At 68.9% G+C, this 19,167-nt stretch carries 16 protein-coding genes; 7 read left to right on the forward strand and 9 right to left on the reverse strand.

Translation table 11 applies throughout. The features are described from left to right. Positions 1-93 precede the first annotated feature (93 nt). Positions 94-2,346, forward strand: a complete 2,253-nt coding sequence (locus AC3WQY_RS15245) for a tetratricopeptide repeat protein (RefSeq protein WP_492709511.1) — start codon at positions 94-96, stop codon at positions 2,344-2,346. 4 nt (positions 2,347-2,350) lie between these two features. Here the strand turns inward: AC3WQY_RS15245 and AC3WQY_RS15250 are convergent, their stop codons facing one another. The 5 genes from AC3WQY_RS15250 to AC3WQY_RS15270 all read right to left on the reverse strand — a co-directional run bounded on the left by AC3WQY_RS15250 (position 2,351) and on the right by AC3WQY_RS15270 (position 9,762). Continuing rightward, positions 2,351-5,596 (reverse strand): efflux RND transporter permease subunit, encoded by a 3,246-nt coding sequence (locus tag AC3WQY_RS15250; RefSeq protein WP_492709512.1) that lies wholly within the window; start codon positions 5,594-5,596, stop codon positions 2,351-2,353. Positions 5,597-5,606: 10 nt separating this feature from the next. After that, complete coding sequence (locus AC3WQY_RS15255; protein ID WP_492709513.1) at positions 5,607-6,740, reverse strand: efflux RND transporter periplasmic adaptor subunit; 1,134 nt, start codon at positions 6,738-6,740, stop codon at positions 5,607-5,609. A 202-nt stretch (positions 6,741-6,942) separates the two neighbouring features. Next, complete coding sequence (locus tag AC3WQY_RS15260) at positions 6,943-8,127, reverse strand: MFS transporter (RefSeq protein WP_492709514.1); 1,185 nt, start codon at positions 8,125-8,127, stop codon at positions 6,943-6,945. After that, positions 8,127-9,224 carry a chorismate synthase gene (aroC, locus tag AC3WQY_RS15265; RefSeq protein ID WP_285232243.1) on the reverse strand — a complete coding sequence of 366 codons (1,098 nt, stop codon included), beginning with the start codon at positions 9,222-9,224 and terminating at the stop codon, positions 8,127-8,129. The genes AC3WQY_RS15260 and aroC overlap by 1 nt, the downstream gene beginning before the upstream one ends. 73 nt (positions 9,225-9,297) lie before the next feature. Then, positions 9,298-9,762, reverse strand: a complete 465-nt coding sequence (locus AC3WQY_RS15270; RefSeq protein WP_285232244.1) for a CBS domain-containing protein — start codon at positions 9,760-9,762, stop codon at positions 9,298-9,300. Positions 9,763-9,854: 92 nt separating this feature from the next. Here AC3WQY_RS15270 and AC3WQY_RS15275 point away from each other — a divergent pair, with 92 nt between their 5' ends. From AC3WQY_RS15275 to AC3WQY_RS15285, 3 genes are read left to right on the forward strand one after another with little or no spacing between them, the layout of a single operon-like run. After that, positions 9,855-11,159 carry an O-acetylhomoserine aminocarboxypropyltransferase gene (locus AC3WQY_RS15275; protein ID WP_492709515.1) on the forward strand — a complete coding sequence of 435 codons (1,305 nt, stop codon included), beginning with the start codon at positions 9,855-9,857 and terminating at the stop codon, positions 11,157-11,159. 8 nt (positions 11,160-11,167) lie between these two features. Further along, positions 11,168-11,968, forward strand: coding sequence for an alpha/beta fold hydrolase (locus AC3WQY_RS15280; RefSeq protein ID WP_492709516.1), 801 nt, complete (start codon positions 11,168-11,170; stop codon positions 11,966-11,968). Positions 11,969-11,980: 12 nt separating this feature from the next. Further along, positions 11,981-12,301: an Mpo1-like protein gene (locus AC3WQY_RS15285; protein WP_285232247.1), complete on the forward strand. Its 321-nt coding sequence runs from the start codon at positions 11,981-11,983 to the stop codon at positions 12,299-12,301. Between the two features lie 7 nt (positions 12,302-12,308). Here the strand turns inward: AC3WQY_RS15285 and AC3WQY_RS15290 are convergent, their stop codons facing one another. Genes AC3WQY_RS15290 through kbl form a run of 3 tightly spaced genes read right to left on the reverse strand, consistent with a single transcriptional unit; the run spans position 12,309 to position 15,354 of the window. Further along, positions 12,309-13,139 carry a MipA/OmpV family protein gene (locus AC3WQY_RS15290; protein WP_492709517.1) on the reverse strand — a complete coding sequence of 277 codons (831 nt, stop codon included), beginning with the start codon at positions 13,137-13,139 and terminating at the stop codon, positions 12,309-12,311. Positions 13,140-13,177: 38 nt separating this feature from the next. After that, positions 13,178-14,119 (reverse strand): NAD-dependent epimerase/dehydratase family protein, encoded by a 942-nt coding sequence (locus AC3WQY_RS15295; protein ID WP_285232249.1) that lies wholly within the window; start codon positions 14,117-14,119, stop codon positions 13,178-13,180. A gap of 14 nt (positions 14,120-14,133) precedes the next feature. Further along, positions 14,134-15,354 carry a glycine C-acetyltransferase gene (gene kbl, locus AC3WQY_RS15300; RefSeq protein WP_492709518.1) on the reverse strand — a complete coding sequence of 407 codons (1,221 nt, stop codon included), beginning with the start codon at positions 15,352-15,354 and terminating at the stop codon, positions 14,134-14,136. Between the two features lie 95 nt (positions 15,355-15,449). Between kbl and AC3WQY_RS15305 the strand changes: the two genes are divergently transcribed. After that, positions 15,450-16,028, forward strand: a complete 579-nt coding sequence (locus tag AC3WQY_RS15305) for a helix-turn-helix domain-containing protein (protein WP_285232250.1) — start codon at positions 15,450-15,452, stop codon at positions 16,026-16,028. A 5-nt stretch (positions 16,029-16,033) separates the two neighbouring features. Here AC3WQY_RS15305 and AC3WQY_RS15310 read toward each other — a convergent pair whose 3' ends face one another. Next, positions 16,034-17,287 (reverse strand): YihY family inner membrane protein, encoded by a 1,254-nt coding sequence (locus AC3WQY_RS15310; protein ID WP_492709519.1) that lies wholly within the window; start codon positions 17,285-17,287, stop codon positions 16,034-16,036. Between the two features lie 19 nt (positions 17,288-17,306). Between AC3WQY_RS15310 and AC3WQY_RS15315 the strand changes: the two genes are divergently transcribed. Together AC3WQY_RS15315 and AC3WQY_RS15320 are read left to right on the forward strand one after the other, a co-directional pair. Next, on the forward strand, positions 17,307-17,708 hold the full coding sequence (locus AC3WQY_RS15315; RefSeq protein WP_492709520.1) for a DUF2069 domain-containing protein: 402 nt from the start codon (positions 17,307-17,309) through the stop codon (positions 17,706-17,708). Then, the gene (locus AC3WQY_RS15320; protein WP_492709521.1) at positions 17,705-19,111 is read left to right on the forward strand and encodes an FAD-binding oxidoreductase; all 1,407 of its coding nucleotides are present in this window, start codon (positions 17,705-17,707) and stop codon (positions 19,109-19,111) included. Before AC3WQY_RS15315 ends, AC3WQY_RS15320 begins: the two co-directional genes overlap by 4 nt. The last annotated feature ends 56 nt before the right edge of the window (positions 19,112-19,167 follow it).

Genomic DNA, 19,167 nt, shown 5'->3' on the forward strand with positions numbered 1-19,167 from the left:
CAAGCCGGGTCTGCCCCAGCGTTGCGGCACGCTGGCGGCGAGCCGTGCCTGGATAATCGCGCCGCCCGCCAGAACAGCCCCGATGCCCCAACGATGAGCGCAACGCGCGACCCTTCTCCGCTCGAACTGCAGCCGCTGCTGCTGAGCTTCAACGCCAGGCGCTATGACGAGATGGAGCGGGCCGCACGCGCATTGCTGCTGAGCTTTCCGGACTCGGGCGCGCTCTGGAAGGCGCTCGGCGTCGCCCTGCAGGCCCAGGGCAAGGAGGCCATCGAGACGCTGAGGCGCGCGCGCACGCTGCTGCCGGACGATGCCGAACTGCCCAGCAATCTCGGCAATCTCCTGAGCCAGCAGGGCCGGCATGAGGAAGCGCTGGGCTGCTACCGGGACGCCCTCGCGCTGCGCCCCGATTTCGCCGAGGCGCATGGCAACCTTGGCCTGGCGCTGATGCGCGCCGGGCGGCTGGACGAAGCCCAGTCTCGCCTGCAACGCGCCCTGCAACTGAAGCCGGGTTTCGTCGAAGCGCATTGCAATCTCGGCCTGGTGCTGCAGCGGCTTGGCCGCATGGACGAGGCGCTGGCTTCGTTCGAGCGCGCGCTCGCCCTCAAGCCCGACTTCGCCGCCGCCCAGTCGCTGCTGGGCAAGGCGCTGTTCGATGCGGCCCATGCCCTGGCCGCGCAGGGCCGGACCGAGGCCGCGATCGCCCGCTACCAGCAGCTGCTGCGGCGGCAACCCCAGCATCTGCCCGCCCTGTGCAATCTGGGCCTGCTGCAGCAGGGGCTGGGCCGGCTTGCCGACGCGGAGGCACTCTACCGGCGCGGCCTCGCGCTCGATCCCGGCGCCACCGAATTGCTGAACAACCTCGGCAACACCTTGAAGGCCCAGGGCCGTCTCGACGAAGCCCTGACGCTCTACCGTCGCGCCATCGCCGCCCGCCCCACCGACACGCTGGCCCATGGCAATCTGGCCGCCGCCCTGCGCGAACTCGGCGACTTCGACGGCGCGGCGCATTGCTATCGGCGCATCCTGGCCCTGCAACCCGAGCAGCGCTGGGCCCATAGCGACCTGCTGTTCCTGCAGTGCCATCTGGAGCCCGATGCAGCGGCCGCAGCGCGCGCCGCGGCCGAACGCTATGGCGCAATGCTGGCCAGCATCACCCCGGCGCGCGACGGCTGGCCCGACGCCGCCGAGCCGACGCGCTGCCTGCGCGTCGGTCTGGTGTCGGCCGACCTGCGCGAGCATCCGGTCGGCTACTTTCTGCAAGCCTTGCTGGCGGCCTTGGCGGCGCAGGCCAGCGACAGGCTGACCCTGCTGATCTATGCGAATAATGCGCAGCACGATGGCCTCAGCGCAGCGCTGAAGGCCAGCGTTTCAGGCTGGCGCCAGGTGCAGGACATGAGCGATGCGCAGCTGGCGGCGCAGATCGAGGCGGACGGCGTTGACATCCTGATCGACCTCTCGGGCCACACCGCGGGCAACCGCCTGCCCGTGTTCGCGCGCAAGCCCGCGCCGCTGCAGCTCTCCTGGCTGGGCTATTGCGCCAGCACCGGCGTGGCCGCCATCGACTATGTGCTGAGCGACCCCTGGATTGCACCGCCGGGCACGGAGGCGGCCTTCACCGAACGGCTGTGGCGCCTGCCCGAGAGTTTTCTGTGCTTCACGCCGCCCACGCCGGCACTGCCGGTAGCCCCCCTGCCCGCTGCCACACGCGGCCATCTCACCTTCGGCTGCTTCAATAAGCTCAACAAGCTCAACGACGCGGTGCTGCGCTTGTGGGCCGAGCTGCTGGCCGCGGTGCCGGGCAGCTGGCTGTACCTGAAGAATGCCCAGCTGGATATCGCCAGCACGCGCGCCGGCCTGCAGGCCCGCCTTGCCGCGCTGGGCGTGCCCGCCGAGCGCCTGTGGCTGGAGGGCGCCAGCCCGCGCGCCGACTATCTGCGTTGCTACGCAAACGTCGACATCGCGCTGGACCCCTTCCCCTACCCCGGCGGCACCACCAGCATGGAGGCGCTGTGGATGGGTGTGCCGGTGCTGACCCTGGCCGGCACCACGCCGCTGTCGCGCCAGGGCGTCAGCATCATGCAAAACCTGCAACTGCCTGATTGGGTGGCCGCCGACCGCGCCGACTATCTGGCCTTGGCGCAGCGGCATGCCGCCGACCTGCCGGCCCTGGCGGTGTTGCGCCAGGGTCTGCGCGCGCGCCTGCTGCGCTCGCCGCTGTGCGACGCGCCCCGCTTCGCCACGCATTTCGAAGCGGCGCTGCGGCAGCTTTGGCGCCACCACTGCGACGAAAAAAAGGCCCCGAACCAGTCGGGGCCTCCAGGCTGCGTCTCACCGCAAGCTTGAACCGTCAGTCCTTCGCGGCGGGCATGGCGCCGGGCATGTCCAGCGGCATCGCGCTGCCATGGGTTGCGTCCGCCGCGGCAGTCTGCGAGCCCTTGGGCGCCGGCTTGCGCAGGCGCACCAGGTAGGAGTACAGCACCGGCACCACCACCAGGGTCAGGATGGTCGAGGTGATCACGCCGCCGATGATGGCGCGGCCCATCGGCGCCTGGATCTCGCCACCCTCGTTGAGCGCGATGGCCATCGGCAACATGCCGAACACCATCGCCGCGGTGGTCATGATGATGGGGCGCATGCGGATCAGGCCGGCCTGCAGCAGGGCATCGGGCACCGAGGCGCCGGCCTTGCGGGCATGGTTGGCAAAGTCCACCAGCAGGATGGCGTTCTTGGTCACCAGGCCCATCAGCATCACCAGGCCGATCATCGAGAACACGTTCAGCGTGGTCCCGGTGACCAACAGGGCCAGCATCACGCCGATCAGGGCCAGGGGCAGCGAGGCCATGATGGCGATGGGTTGCACGAAGCTGCCGAACTGGCTGGCCAGCACGATGTAGATGAAGATCACCGCCAGGCCCATGGCCGCCAGCAGACCCTTGAAGGCGTCGGCCTGCTGCTTGCCGGCACCGTCCACATTGAAGCTGGTGCCGGGCGGCAGATGGGTGGCCTTGATGAGCTTCTGCACATCCGCGTTGACGTCGCCGGAGGGGCGACCCTCGACGCCGGCGAACACGGCCTCGCGGCGCTGCAGGTTCTGGCGGCGGATCACCTCGGGGTTGAACACCGGCTCGATGGTGGCCACCTGGTCCAGCGCGATCGGCGAGCCGTCCTTGGCAAAGGCCACCGGCAGCTTGAGCATCTGGTCGACACGCTGGCGCTGCTCCACCGGCAGGCGCAGCAGCACCTCGACCTGGTTGCCATCGGGCGTGGTCCAGTAGGTGGCCACGTCGCCATTGACATAGGCGCGCAGCGATGCCGCCACCTGCGGGCCGGTGAGGCCCAGTTCGCGGATGGCCGAGTCCTTGAGCTTGACGGCGAAGGCCGGCAAACCGGGCTTGACGGTGGTCTCCACGTCCACGGCGCCCTTGATCTTCTTGATCTTGGCGACCAGGTCGTTGGCCACCTGGGTCAGCACCTCGGGATCATTGCCCAGGATGGTGATCCAGATCTCGCGGTTGCCACCGACGCTGGCGTCCACGCCGGGGATCTTGGCGATGTCGGCGCGGATCGCGTCCTCGATCTCCTTCTGGCTGCGCTTGCGCGCCTTCTTGTCCACCAGCGAGATGCTCAGCGTGGCCTGGTTGCGGCCGGTGGCCAGGCCCTCGCCGGTGCTGCCGACCACGGTGGAGACCGTCTTGATCTCCGGGTAGCGGTTCAGGATCTCCTCGATCTGCGCCACCTTGGTGCTGCTGCGCTCCAGGCTGGAGGCCACCGGCAGGCGCAGGTTGATCTGGGTGAAGCTGTCGTCCGTCTTGGGCGCGAACTCCGAGCCCACGAAACCGGCCAGCACCAGCGCAATGAAGAAACTCAGCGTGCCGCCCCACAGCACCAGGCCGCGCGGCGTGATGGTGGCAAAGCGCAGGCGGCGCTTTTGCGTGCGGTCGCGCAGGCCCTGGGCATCGAAGGGGCGCGCGAACACCGGCAGCCAGGCGCGGTAGCGGCGACCCGAGAACACCCAGCGGATGGTGCGCTCATAGACCCGGTGCAGCACATCCATGCCCAGGTCGGTGGCACGGATCATGTGCCCGATCACCGGCATGCGCTTCAGATAATGGCTGGGCGGGTCCTTCCAGACCGAGCTCAGCATCGGGTCGAGCGTGAAGCTGACGAACAGGCTCACCAGCACCGCCACCGCCACCGTGATGCCGAAGGGGTAGAAGAACTTGCCGATGATGCCGCCCATGAAAGAGACCGGCACGAACACCGCGCAGATCGCGAAGGTGGTGGCCATCACCGCCAGGCCGATCTCGTTGGTGCCGTCTTCGGCGGCGCGGTGGTGGTCCTTGCCCATCGCCACATGGCGCACGATGTTCTCGCGCACCACGATGGCATCGTCGATCAACAGACCGATGCACAGCGAGAGCGCCATCATGGTCATGAAGTTGAGCGTGAAGCCGAAGGCATGCACGGCGATGAAGCTGGAGATCACCGCGATCGGCAGGGTCAGGCCCGTGATGATGGTGGAGCGCCAGCTGTGCAGGAACAGGAACACGATGGCCACGGTCAGCAGCGCGCCCTCGATCAGGGTGTGCTTGAGACCTTCGAGCGAATTCTTGACGTTGTCGCTGGAGGCGTAGATCAGGTTCAGCTCGACATCGGCCGGCAGGCTCTTGCGTAGCTCGGCCATCGCTTCCTTGACGCCGTCGCCGGTGGCGACGATGTTGGCGTCCTGCTGCTTGAAGACATTGAAGGTCACGGCCTGGGCGCCGTTGATGCGCGCGATGCTGTCGGCCTCGCGCTCACGCTCGACCAGCTTGCCCAGGTCGCCCAGGGTCAGCACCAGATTGCCACGCCGTGCCACCACCACGTTGACGAACTGCTTGGGATCCTTGACGCGGCCCTCGACGCGCAGGATCGCGTCGGCGGTCTGGTCGGAAATCAGGCCCACCGGCTGGTCCATATTGGCGTCACGCAGGGCGGCCGAGATTTCGGCCGGCGTGACGTTGTAGGCGCGCAGGCGCAGCGGATCCAGATCGATGCGCACCTCGCGCGTCACCATGCCGCTCACGTCCACCCGCGCCACGCCGTCGACGCGACCGAGGCGCTTGGCCACCGTCAGCTCGGCCATCATCGAGAGCTCGCGCGCCGGGCGCGTCTTGCTCATCAGCGCGGCCAGCACCACCGGCTGGTTCTCCTCCACCGAGGCGCGCGCCACGGTGGGCGCCTTGGCATCCTTGGGGAAGATCGCCTGCACGGCGGAGACGCGGTCACGCACCTCCTGCATGGCGCGGCCCATGTCGGTGTTGAGGCCGAACTCGACCTGGGCCTGCACACGGCCCTCGAAGCTGCGCGAGATCACCTTCTCGACGCCAGCGATGCTGTTGAGCGCCTCTTCCAGCGGCTTGGCGATTTCACGCTCCACCGCCTCGGGCGAGGCGCCGGGGTAGCGCACGTCAACCGAGGCCACCGGGATGGAGATGTCGGGCAGGTTCTCCACGCCCAGCTTGGCGTAGCTGAACAGGCCCAGCACGCAGAGGGCCACCATCACCATGGTGGCGAAGACCGGGTTTTGAATCGAGACGCGTGTCATCCACATGGCGTGCTCCTCAGTTGGCCGCCGGGGCTGCCACGGCGCTGGCCACCTTGGCATCCTTGGATTTGGCGGCCACCACCTCGGCCTTGCTGCCTTCGCGCAGATTGTCGAAGCGCGCCGCCAGCACCTGGGCGTCCGCGCTGAGGCCTTGCAACACCTCGACGCGGCCCTCGCGCTGGTCGCGCCGGCCAGTGGTGACGATGCGGCGCACCAGCGCGCCCTTTTCGATCATCCAGACATGGTCCTGGCCCGAGGTGCTGCCCACCGCGGCAATCGGCACCGCCAGGCGCTGCGCATCGTCCTGCAGCTCCACGCGGGCGACCGCGTACTGGCCGGCACGGAACTCCTCCTTGGGGTTGCTGAGCTCCAGGGTCACGCCGATCGAGCGGGTGCCGGGTTCGGCGGCCGGCGCGATGCGGGCGATGCGAGCCTCCACCGGCTTGTCCACGCCCTCGATGCGCACGTTCACCGCCATGCCGGGCTTGAGCCGGCTGACCTCGTGCGTGCCCACCAGGCCCGCCAGCTCCAGCTTGCTGAGGTCGACGATGCTGAGGATCTGCTGCTCGGGTGCCAGCTTCTCGCCCGGCAGGGCATGGCGCTTGGACACCACGCCGTTGATGGGTGCCACCAGGGCGGCCTGGCGCAGCACCACCTGGCTGGTGTCGTACTGGGCCTTGGCGCTGAGCAGGGAGGCGCGCGCCGCTTCCAGCGCGGCACGCGAGGTGTCCAGCGCGGTGGAGGCAATGAATTTCTGATCGGCCAGGCCCTGGTTGGCCTTGTACTGGCGCTCGGCCTGATCGAGCTGGGCGCGGGCGGATTCCACGCTGGCGCTGCGCTCGGCGGCGCGGTAGCGCAGCTCCTCCAGATCGACCTGGCCCAGGGCCTGGCCGACACGCACGCGGCTGCCTTCGGCCACCGCCAGGCTGAGCAGGGTGCCGGCCGACTTGCTGCGCACCACCACCGTGCCCGGCGCCACCAGCGGGCCCGAGAACTCGATCAACTCGGGCATGCTGACCTTGGTCGGCTTGACGACCTCGCCAGCGGTGAACTCCAGGGCCACCTCGGCCTTCTTGTCATCGGGTTTCTTGGGGCTATCGCCCTTGCTGGCAAACACGGCCACACCGGTACCACCGGCCAAGATGGCCACGGCCACACCACCATAAATCCATTGCTTGCGCATGGTTCCCCCGATCGAAGCGGATGTTGAAAGTGGGGGCAGTGTAGGGACGCGATTCGCGGCTGCCAGGGGGCCTGCGACGAACTGCGGATTGCTCGACCCCGGATGCTCACAGCACGGACAAAAGGTGGCCCATGCGTGACCAACCGTGACGAAATGCAAAGTGCGCGCGTCAGCGCGTGGCGTCCAGCCGGGCGCTGCGCCAGCAGCACAGCGCGCCCAGCAGCGCCGCCGCGGTGGCCGCCCAGAAGGTGGCGGCATAGCCCCACAGCGAGGCCAGCGAGGCGCCGCCCACGCTGCCCAGCACGCCCGAGCAGCCATAGCCCAGCACCGAGTAGAGCGCCTGGCCGCGGCCGCGCAAGCGCCCCGGGAAGTAGCGCGTCACCAGCGCGATGCAGGCGGTGTGCTGGGCGGCAAAGGTGAGCGCATGGGTGCACTGCGCCAGCACCAGCACCCAGACCCAGGCACCAAAGGCGGCGGTGGCGGCAAAGCGTGCGGCCGACAGCAGCGCCGCCGCCATCAGCCAGCCATGCAGGCTGCCGCGCTCCAGCAAGCGGCCCTGGAAGGCAAACCAGACGATCTCCACCACCACCGACACCGCCCACAGCCCGCCCACCACCGGCTTGCCATAGCCCAGCTCGTCCAGGTAGAGGCTGAAGAAGGCATAGAGGGCCGAATGCGCCAGCACGGTGAGGAACACGCCGGCGAAAAACCAGCGCACCTCCGGGTGGCTGAGCACCTCGCGCAGCGGCGGCGCCGGCTCATGGCCATGCGAGGGCGCATGCTGCTCGGGCAGGCGGTGCGCGGCCCACACCACCAGCAGCAGCAGGGCGATCACGGTCCAGGCGAAGTAGCGCATGCCGAAATGCTGGAACCACCAGCCGGCCAGCAGCACCGTGCTGAGAAAGCCGACCGAGCCCCAGACGCGCACGCGCCCGTACTTGCGCGCATCCATGCCGCCGCCCTGGGTCACCAACTGCGCCGCCACCACGGTCTCGGTGAGCGGCACGATGGCGGCGTTGAACAGGTACATCAGAAAGCAGGCCGCCGCCAGGCTGGCAAAGCCGGGTGGCAGCAGAAAGCCCAGCGAGGCCAGCAAGCAGGCCAGGCTGGCCCAGCGGATCAGGCGCACGCGCTGGCCGCTGCGGTCGGCCAGCGCGCCCCAGGCATAGGGCGCGAACAGCCGCGTCCAGCTCGAGATCGAGACCAGCACGCCGATCGCGAACACCGGCAGGCCCAGTTCCTTGTACCAGAGCGGCGCGTAGGGATTGAAGGCGCCGATGCTGGCGAAATAGGCGAAGGACAGCAGCGCGCAGGCACCCAGCGTGCGGCCGGGGGCAGCGGCCGCGTCGGCCATCAGATGTGCGAGGGGATGGCCGGCAGCGCGTGCCGCACGTCACCACATTGCGCGCGGTGGCGCAGCGCATGGTCCATCAGCACCAGGGCCAGCATGGCCTCGGCGATGGGGGTGGCGCGGATGCCCACGCAGGGGTCGTGGCGGCCAAAGGTTTCCACCTGGGTGGGCTCGCCGGCGCGGTTGATCGAGGCCTTGGCGCTGCGGATCGAGCTGGTGGGCTTGATGGCGATCGAGACCGAAAGATCCTGGCCGGTGGAGATGCCACCCAGCACGCCACCGGCGTTGTTGCTGGCAAAGCCGCCGGGGGTCAGCTCGTCGCCATGCTGGCTGCCACGCTGCGCCACGCTGGCAAAGCCGGCGCCGATCTCCACGCCCTTGACCGCGTTGATGCCCATCATCGCGTAGGCGATCTCGGCGTCCAGCTTGTCGAACAGTGGCTCGCCCAGGCCCACCGGCACGCCGGTGGCTTCCACGCGGATGCGCGCGCCCACCGAGTCGCCGGCCTTGCGCAGGGCGTCCATATAGTCCTCCAGCTCGGCGATCTTGCTGGCGTTGGCGGCGAAGAAGGGGTTCTGCCCCACATGCTGCCAGCCCTCGAAGGGGATCTCCAGCTCGCCCAGCTGGGTCATGCACCCGCGGAACTCGGTGCCGTACTGCTGCTTCAACCATTTGCGCGCCACCGCGCCGGCCCCCACCATGGGCGCGGTCAGGCGCGCCGAGGAGCGGCCGCCGCCGCGCGGATCGCGCAGGCCGTATTTGCGCCAGTAGCTGTAGTCGGCGTGGCCGGGGCGGAAGGTGTCAAGGATGTTGCCGTAGTCCTTGCTGCGCTGGTCGGTGTTCTTGATCAGCAGGCAGATCGGCGTGCCAGTGGTGAGGCCCTCGTAGACGCCGGAGAGGATCTCGACGGCATCGGGCTCGTTGCGCTGGGTCACATGGCGCGAGGTGCCGGGGCGGCGCCGATCCAGCTCGGGCTGGATGTCGGCCTCGCTGAGGCTCAGGCCGGGCGGGCAGCCATCGATCACGCAGCCGATCGCCGGCCCATGGCTCTCGCCGAAATTCGTGACGCGGAACAACTCACCAAATGTGCTGCCTGACATGCCGGATCCAAGAAAACAGAGCCCGGCCGAGATGCCGGGCTGTGGCCTGGATTCTATCGACAGCGGGCCGCGCTCAGAGCTTGGCGCTGTCGGCGCCCTCTTCCTCGACCGGCCAGTCGCGGATATAGGCCTTGAGCATGCGGTTCTCGAAGTCCTGGCTGTCGACCACGGCCTTGGCCACGTCGTAGAAGGAGATCACGCCCATCAGCGTCTTGCCGTTGAGCACCGGCATGTAGCGGGCATGGCGCCCCAGCATCATGCGGCGCACCTCGTCGATCTCGGTCTCGGGCGTGCAGGTGAGCGGATGGTCGTCCATCACCGTGCGCACGATGGAGGAACCGACGCTGCCGCCATTGCGCTGCACCGCCGCGATCACCTCACGGAAGGTCAGCATGCCCACCAGATCGCCATGCTCCATCACCACCAGCGAACCGATGTCGTATTCGGCCATGGTGGCGATGGCTTCGGCCAGCGCTTGATCCGGCGCAACCGTGTAGAGGGTCCCGCCCTTGACGCGGAGTATGTCGACAACTTTCATGGTGGGCCTCCTCGGAGATCTGGGTAATGGACTGCGGCAGATGGCGTCCAACATAGCACACAATGCCCGCATCGAACACAAGCGGAGACACCATGTCCGGCTACGCCGACCCTGGCTTTGATACCTTGGCGCTACACGCGGGGGCAACACCCGACCCCGCCACCGGCGCACGCGCCACGCCCCTGCACCTCACGACCTCCTTCGTCTTCGAAAACTCGGAGCACGCGGCCTCGCTGTTCAATATGGAACGCGCCGGCCATGTCTACTCGCGCATTTCCAACCCCACCACCGCGGTGTTCGAGGAGCGCGTGGCGGCGCTGGAAGGCGGAGTGGGCGCGATCGCCACCGCCAGCGGCCAGGCCGCCCTGCACCTGGCCATCGCCACCCTGGCCGGCGCCGGCGCGCACATCGTGGCCTCGGCCGCGCTCTATGGCGGTTCGCACAATCTGCTGCACTACACGCTGGCGCGCTTCGGCATTGCCACCACCTTTGTGCGCCCCGGCGACCTGGACGCCTGGAAGGCGGCGATCCGCCCCAACACCAAGCTGCTGTTCGGCGAGACCCTGGGCAACCCGGGGCTGGACGTGCTCGACATACCGAATGTGGCCGCGATCGCACACGAGGCCGGCCTGCCGCTGCTGGTGGACTCGACCCTCACCACGCCCTATCTGATGCGGCCCTTCGAGCATGGCGCCGATCTGGTCTATCACTCGGCCACCAAGTTCCTGAGCGGCCATGGCACCGTGGTGGGCGGCGTGCTGGCCGACAGCGGCGCCTTCGACTGGCAGGCCGCGCACGCGCGGCACGGCCGCTTCCCCGAACTGTGCGAGCCCTACGCGGGCTTCCACGGCATGGTGTTCAGCGAGGAAAGCACGGTGGGCGCCTTCCTGCTGCGCGCGCGCCGCGAGGGCCTGCGCGATTTCGGCGCCTGCATGAGCCCGCACACCGCCTGGCTGATCCTGCAAGGCATCGAGACGCTCTCGCTGCGCATGCAGCGTCACGTCGCCAATGCGCAGAAGGTGGCCGAGTTCCTGGAAGCCCAGCCCGGCGTGGCGCGCGTGGGCTACCCGGGCCTGGCCAGCCACGCGAGCCATGCGCTGGCGCAGCAACTGTTGCCCAAGGGCTGCGGCTCAGTGTTCAGCTTCGACCTCAAGGGCAGCCGCGAGCAGGGCAAGCGCTTCATCGAGGCGCTGAAGATCTTCAGCCACCTGGCCAATGTGGGCGACTGCCGCTCGCTGGTGATCCACCCCGCCAGCACCACGCATTTCCGCATGGACGATGCGGCGCTGGCCCAGGCCGGCATCACGCCGGGCACGATACGCCTGTCGATTGGCCTGGAGGATGCGGATGACCTGATCGCCGACCTCAAGACCGCTCTCAAGATCGCTGCCAAGTAAGCCCCCCCATGAAGCTGCAAGTCAACGCACAGACCGTCTACGCCTATACCGGCGGCAAGGACTTCGACCCCACCCTGCCCTGCATCGTGTTCGTGCATGGCGCCCTGCACGACCACAGCGTCTGGACCCTGCTGGCCCGCTGGTTTGCCCACCATGGCCACGGCGTGCTGGCCTTGGACCTGCCCGGCCACGGCCGCAGCGAGGGTCAGGCCTTGCCTTCGGTGGAGGCGCTGGGGGCCTGGCTCGTGCAGGTGCTGGACGCCGCCGGCGTGCAGCAGGCCAGCCTGGTGGGCCACAGCATGGGCTCGCTGATCGCCCTGGAGGCCGCGGCGCAGGCGCCGGCGCGCGCCGGCCGGCTGGTGATGGTGGGCACGGCCTACCCGATGAAGGTCTCCGAGGCCCTGCTGGAAACCGCGCGCACGGCGCCGCTCAAGGCCATGGACATGGTGAATGTGTTCTCGCACAGCAGCCAGGCCAGCAAGCCCTCCTACCCCGGCCCCGGCGCCTGGCTGCATGGCGGCAATCTGCAGCTGATGCGGCGCGTGCAGGCGGGCTACACCCATGGCAATCTGTTCGAGCATGATTTCCGCGTCTGCGATGCCTATGCCCATGGCCTCGAGGCCGCGCCAGCGGTGACCTGCCCGGTGCACTTCATCCTCGGCGAACGCGACCAGATGACCGCCCCCAAGCAGAGCCAGGCCTTGGCCGCGGCGCTGCAGGCGACGGTACATCGCGTGCCCGCCGGGCATTCACTGATGGCAGAGGCGCCGGACCCGGTATTGAATGCACTCCGCACCGCCATCGCCTAGGAGAAGCCCATCATGAGCAGCGCCAGCCAGGTCCAGGACTTCCGCAGCTTCGCCGAGTTCTACCCCTTCTACCTGGGCGAGCACCGCAACCCCACCTGCCGGCGCCTGCACTTCCTGGGCTCGAGTCTGAGCCTTGTTTGCCTGGCCCTGCTGCTGGCCACCGGCAGCTGGCAATTCCTGCCGCTGGGCCTGGTGGCCGGCTATGGCTGCGCCTGGATCGGCCATTTCGGCTTCGAGAAGAACAAGCCCGCCTCCTTCAAGCGCCCGCTCTGGAGCTTCATGGGCGACTGGGTCATGTACAAGGACATCTGGACCGGGCGCATCCCGTTCTGAGCAGCGCTCAGTTGCGGTAGGCCAGCCCCAGGCTCCAGCCGAAGGCGCTGCGGCGCTGGTCCAGCGGGCTGTCGGCCGCCGGCCCCAGCAGGGTGCTGAGGCTGGCGCCCGCATAGCCCACCCAATGGCTGCCGAAGGCGCGCGTGTAGTTGGCGCCCAGGGTGGCGTCGCGCAGGCCGGCACCGGGCTCGTAGGCGCAGCCATAGCGTTGCGCGGCCGGGCTGTCGGCCGGCACGCCGAAGTAGCTGAGCATGTGGCGGCGATCGCCCGCCGAAGCACTCACGAAGGCGTTCAGCTCGGCCATCGGGCTGCGATAGAGGCGGCGCGTCAGATCGATGGTGGCCACGGCACCGCCGCGTTTGCCCAGCAGATCCTGGCTCAGGGCGCCCGAGAGCTGCCATGGCGGCGCCAGCGCATAGCTCGCGTAGAGGCGGCCGCGCAGGGTGCGCTGCACATCCGGCAGGCCCGCCGTGCTGCTGACGGCATCGCTGTTGCGGCCGCTGTCGAAGCGCAGGCCGAAGCCCACGCGCAAGCTGCTGCTGCGGAACAGCTCGCGGCTGGCGCCGGGACCCGGGCCGACGGCCTCGTTGCCAAAGCCCATCAGGCCCCCCGCCCCCGAGGTGGAGATGCGCCAGCGCCCCCAGCGCAGCGCCCACAAGGGCTTCAGGCTGAGGCTGCGCTGCTCCGAGCCCCAGTAATCGGGGCCGGCGCGCAGGCCCAGGCCCAGCAGGTAGCGAAAGTCTTCCTCATCCGCCGCCGGCAGGGTCTGGGCAGCGGCGGGGCCGGCGCCGAGCAGCAGCATGGCGCCAAGAGTGAGCGCAGCAGGGTTCACACGCATGCCGCAAGCTTAGCAGCGCCATGCCGCCACCCATGCACTCAGGTCAAGAGCGGGCGCAATTCCTTGAGCATGTCGCCCACCATGGCGCGCAGGTCGTAGGCCAGTTGCCAGCCCCAGTCGGCCCTGGCCCTGCTGTCGTCGATGGACTGCGGCCAGCTGGCAGCAATCGCCTGGCGGAAATCGGGCGCGTAGCTGATCTCGAAAGCGGGGATCTCGGCGCGGATCGCCGCGGCAATCTCGGCCGGCGTGAAGCTCACGCCGGCCAGGTTGTAGGAGCCGCGCTCGCGGATCGCCTCGGCGGGCGCTTCCATCAGCTCGATGGTGGCGCGCAGCGCGTCCGGCATGTACATCATCGGCAAGGCCTGACCCTCTTCGAGGAAGCAGCTGTAGCGGCCCGTCTTGAGCGCGGCGTGGAAGATCTCCACCGCGTAATCTGTAGTGCCGCCGCCGGGCGGGGTCTTCCAGCTGATCAGGCCGGGGTAGCGCAGGCTGCGCACGTCCACGCCATGGTTGGCGTGGTACCAGCGGCACCAGCCCTCGCCCGCCAGCTTGGAGATGCCATAGACGGTGCTGGGGTCCATCACGGTGTCCTGCGGCGTCGCCAGCTGCGGCGTCTTGGGGCCGAAGGCGGCGATCGAGCTGGGCCAGAACACGCGCTCGAGCTTCTGCACCCGCGCCAGCTCCAGCACGTTCAGCAGGCCCTTCATGTTCAGGTCCCAGGCCCACATGGGGTGCTTCTCGCCGGTGGCGGAGAGCGCCGCGGCGAGGTGGTAGACCTGGGTGATGCCATGGCGCTTGGCCACCGCGGTGAGCGCAGCGGCATCGGTCACGTCCAGCATCTCGTGCGTGAGCGTGGGCACGCGGCCCTCGGGGGCCAGGTCGCTGGTGATGACGTTGGCATTGCCGTGCCGCAGCGCCAGCTCTTGCGCCAGCTCGGTGCCGATCTGGCCGTTGGCGCCGATGATGAGGATCTTGGTCATACGCGTGTTTCTGCTCAGGCGGGAATCAAACCCAGTTCGCGGCCGGCCTGGGTGAAGGCCGCCACCGCCTTTTCGAGGTGATGGCGCTCATGGCCGGCCGAGACCTGCACGCGGATGCGCGCCTGGCCCTTGGGCACCACCGGGAAGAAGAAGCCCACGGCGTAGACGCCCAGCTCCAGCAGGCGGGCGCTGAGCTGCTGGGCCTTCACCGCGTCGTAGACCATGATGGGCACGATGGGGTGGGTGCCGGGCTTGATCTCGAAGCCGGCGGCCTGGATGGCGGCGCGGAAATAGGTAGTGTTGGCCTCCAGCTTGTCGCGCAGCGCGGTCGAGGCTTCCAGCAAATCCAGCACGGCAATCGAGGCGCCGACGATGCTGGGCGCCACCGTGTTGGAGAACAGATAGGGGCGCGAGCGCTGGCGCAGCAGCTCGATCACTTCCTTGCGGCCGCTGGTGAAGCCACCCGAGGCGCCGCCCAGGGCCTTGCCCAGGGTGCCGGTGATGATGTCGATCTTGCCGAACACATTGCGGTACTCATGCGTGCCGCGGCCGGTCTTGCCCAGGAAGCCGCTGGCATGGCATTCGTCGATGCCCAGCAGCGCGCCGTATTGGTCGGTGAGCGCGCGAATCTTGTCGAGCTGGGCGATAGTGCCGTCCATCGAGAACACGCCGTCGGTGAACACCAGCACATGGCGCGCGCCCTTGGCGCGGGCGGCCTGCAGCTGCACTTCCAGGTCGGCCAGGTCGTTGTGCTTGTAGCGATAGCGCTGCGCCTTGCACAGGCGGATGCCGTCGATGATGGAGGCGTGGTTGAGCTCGTCGCTGATGATGGCGTCCTGCTCGCCCAGCAGCGGCTCGAACAGGCCGCCATTGGCGTCAAACGCGGCGGCGTAGAGGATGGTGTCCTCGGTGCCGAGGAAGCGCGCCAGGCGTGCCTCCAGCGTCTTGTGCAGGTCCTGCGTGCCGCAGATGAAGCGCACCGAGGAGAGGCCGTAGCCATGCGTGCGCAGCGCCTCATGGGCGGCGGCGATCACGTCCGGATGCGAGGACAGGCCCAGGTAGTTGTTGGCACAGAGGTTGATGACGTCGCCGCCCTCGGCGGTGTGCACGTCGGCACCCTGCGGCGTGGTGATGACGCGCTCCTTCTTGAACAGGCCGGCATCGCGGATACCTTGCAGTTCCTGGCGCACATGCGCATAGAAGGCGTCGCCGCTGTTCACGCTGGTGGTCATCATGGGTCTCCTGGTGCACAATCCGTTAAATAGAACGCAGTTCGTTATATCGAACTTTCGTGCAGTATCCAGGATTAACCCCAACCGGTCAAGACAGCATGTCCGTTCCCAATCTCGATACCCTGGAGCCGCCGCGCGTCGGCGCCACCCTGCAAACGCTGCGCCAGGGCCAGGGCTTGTCGCTGGACGAACTCTCGCGCCGCGCCGGGGTCAGCAAGTCGATGCTCTCGCAGATCGAGCGCAACCAGGCCAATCCCACGGTGGCGGTGGTGTGGCGACTGGCGAACGCGCTGCGCGTGGACCTCTCGGAGCTGCTGGGCGGCGAGCGGCCCAGCGCGCCCGCCATCGAGGTGGTGCCGGCCCATGGCACGCCGGGCATGAGCAGCCCGGACGGGCTGTGCAAGCTGCGCATCCTCGGCCCGATCGACCTGGCGGGCCAGTTCGAGTGGTACGAGCTGACGGTGCAGCCGGGCGGCGCGCTGGAATCGGCCGCGCACGAGCCCGGCTCGCGCGAGCATCTCAGCGTGCTCAGCGGTGCGCTCGAGGTCAGCGCCGGCCAGGTGACGCAAAAGCTCAAGAGCGGCGAGACGGCGCGCTATGCGGTGGACGGCCCGCACGCGATCCGCAACCACGGCAAGCAGCCCGCCAGCGCCCTGCTGGTGGTGCTGCATCCGTGAAGCCATCAGCCCAGTAGCTCGGCCAGGCTCAGGCGCTCCCAGTCGCTGCGCCCCCACAGCGCCGCCAGGCTCTCGCTGCGCTCGGCCAGCAGCGCCTGGATGAGCGGCGCCGCGGCCACCTCGGCGGGCGCGCACAGCAGCACCAGGCGCTGCGCGCCGGCCTCTTCCAGGCGCCCCACCCAGTTAAGGTCCAGCAGGCTGTCGATCACCGGCTCCAGCTGCAAGGGATCGACGCGCAACGCCTCCGCCAGCTGCAGGCCGTGTAAACCGCCCGCGCCGGTATCACGGGCGCGCAGCAGCTCGCGCAGGCTCTCCAGCGCCAACTCGAAGGCCAGGCCCGGCGCCTCGGCGCGGCGCCGCATGCGCGTCGACAGGCTGGGCGCGTTGGCCGCCAGGATCGCGCCCAGCAGCACGATGGCCCAGCCCAGATAGATCCAGATCAGGAAGATCGGCACGGTGGCAAAGGCGCCGTAGAGGGTCGAATAGGTCGGCACCTGCTTGACGTACCAGGCCAGGCCGCTCTTGGCGAGCGCGAAGGCAATGGCGACGAAGGCGCCGCCCATCAAGGCATGGCGCCAGCGCACATGGGTGTTGGGCACGTAGTGGAACAGGCCGGCCATGGCGGCGCCCAGCACCAGCATGTCCACGCTGTTGAGCAGCACGCTGAGGCTGCGCGGCAGATTGCTCACCAGGCCCTGGCCGGCCGAGATCGCGTAGCTGGTGAGCGTGAGGCTGGCACCCAACAGCAAGGGCCCCAGCGTCAGCGCGGCCCAGTACACCAACACCCGCTGCGCGATCGGGCGCGGGCGCTGCACGCGCCAGATCGCGTTGAGCGTGCGATCGATGGTGAGCATCAGCATCAGCGCGGTAAAGCCCAACACCACCAGGCCCACCGTGCCCACCCGGTTGGCCTTGCTGGCGAACTGCGTCAGCGCCGCCAGCACCGGCTTGGCGATATTGGGCGGGATCAGGCTCTTCAGAAAATACTGCTCCAGCGCCGACTGGAAGGACGAGAACATCGGGAAGGCGGTGAACAGCGCCAGCATCACCGTCAGCAGCGGCACCAGCGAGATCAGCGTGGTGAAGGTGAGGCTGCCGGCGGTGAGGCCCAGGCGCTCCTGCTTGAAGCGCTCGCGGAAGGTCAAGAGGGTCTGCCACCAGGGCCAGGCGAGCAGCTCGGTGATGAATGCGGACAGCAGCGCGATCGGGTTGCGGACGGGAACGCCGCTGGCGGCGCGCGGGGCTTTTGTTGTGGTCATGCTGGCTATGATGCCAAACATGTCAACAGTCCCCCCACAGTCACCCGCCCTGCGCAGCCAACCGCGGCCGCAGGAAGCGCGTTCACGCAACCTCGCCCTGGCCTGCGTGGCCGCGCTGTTCCTGCTCTGCCTGGCCTGGGAGCTGTGGCTGGCGCCCACCGGCCGCGGCACCTTGGCCCTCAAGGCCCTGCCCCTGCTGCTTCCGCTGCTGGGGCTGTGGCGCTACCGGCTCTACACCTTCCGCTGGCTGAGCCTGATGATCTGGCTTTACTTCGCCGAGGGCGCCGTGCGCGCCACCAGCGAGCATGGGCTCTCGCAGGCCCTGGCGGTGCTGGAAGTGCTGCTGAGCGTGGCCATCTTCGTCGCCTGCGCGATGCAGGTACGCCAGCGCCTCGCGGCCGCCAAGCAGGACCAGCCGTGACGCAGGCCCTGCTGAGCGAGCTGCGCGCGGCCCTGGGGCAGGCCCAGGTGCTCAGCGAGGGCGACCTGTCCGCCTACGAGCGCGATTGGCGCAAGCGCTATGCCGGCAAGGCGCTGGCCGTGGTGCGCCCCGGCAGCACAGCCGAGGTGGCCGCGGTGGTCAGGCTGGCGGCCGCGCATGGCGTGAGCATCGTGCCGCAGGGCGGCAACACCGGCCTGGTGGGCGGCGGCGTGCCCGACGCCAGCGGCGCGCAGCTGCTCTTGAGCCTGCAGCGCCTGAACCGTGTGCGCGAACTCGATGCCGCCAACCTCACGCTCACGGCGGAGGCCGGCTGCATCCTGCAGGCGGTACAGGCCGCGGCCGCGGCACAGCAGCTGCTGTTCCCGCTGAGCCTGGCCGCCGAGGGCAGCTGCACCATCGGCGGCAACCTGGCCGCCAATGCCGGAGGCACGCAGGTGCTGCGTTATGGCAATGCGCGCGAGCTGTGCCTGGGGCTGGAGGTGGTGACGCCGCAAGGCGATATCTGGGACGGGCTCGGCGGCCTGCGCAAGGACAACACCGGCTACGACCTGCGCGACCTCTACATCGGCAGCGAGGGCACGCTGGGCATCATCACCGCGGCCACGCTCAAGCTCTATCCGGCGCCGCTGGCGCAGATGACGGCGCTGGCCGCCTGCGCCAGCCTGGAAGCGGCGGTGGCGCTGCTGGGCCTGGCCCAGGCCCGCGCCGGCTCAAGCCTGACCGGCTTCGAGGTCATGAACGGCTTTGCGCTGAGTCTGGTGGCCAAGCATTTCCCGCAGCTCACCCAGCCGCTGGGCCCGCAACCCTGGACCGTGCTGCTGGAGCTGTCCGACAGTGAAAGCGAGGCGCATGCCCGCGCGGTCTTCGAGGGCCTGCTGGAGGCTGCACTGGAGCAGGGCCTGATCCACGATGCCGCGGTGGCCGAGAGCCTGGAGCAATCGCATGCGCTCTGGCATCTGCGCGAGTCCATCCCGCTGGCGCAGAGCGAGGAAGGCCTCAATATCAAGCACGACATCGCCCTGCCCGTCTCGCGCATCCCCGCCTTCGTCGCCTGCACCGACGCCGCGCTGCGGGCGCGCTGGCCGGGCATCAGGCTGGTGGACTTCGGCCACCTGGGCGACGGCAATCTGCACTACAACGTGCAGGCGCCCGAGGGCATGGACGCGGCGGCCTTTCTGCGCAGCCAGGAGCAGGCCGTCAACCAGCTGGTGTTCGACGCCGTGCTGGCGCATGGCGGCTCGATCTCGGCCGAGCATGGCATCGGCCAGCTCAAGCGCGAGGAACTGGCGCGGCGCAAGCACCCGGTGGCGCTCGAACTGATGCGCGCCATCAAAAAGGCCCTAGATCCCCAGGGCCTGATGAATCCGAACCGGCTGATCTGACTCAGCCTCGGCGCTGGTATCGCGCCAAGGCCCTCGCCAGCCACAAAGCCCCTTCC

Source organism: Roseateles sp. FW301-B2, assembly GCF_058788955.1.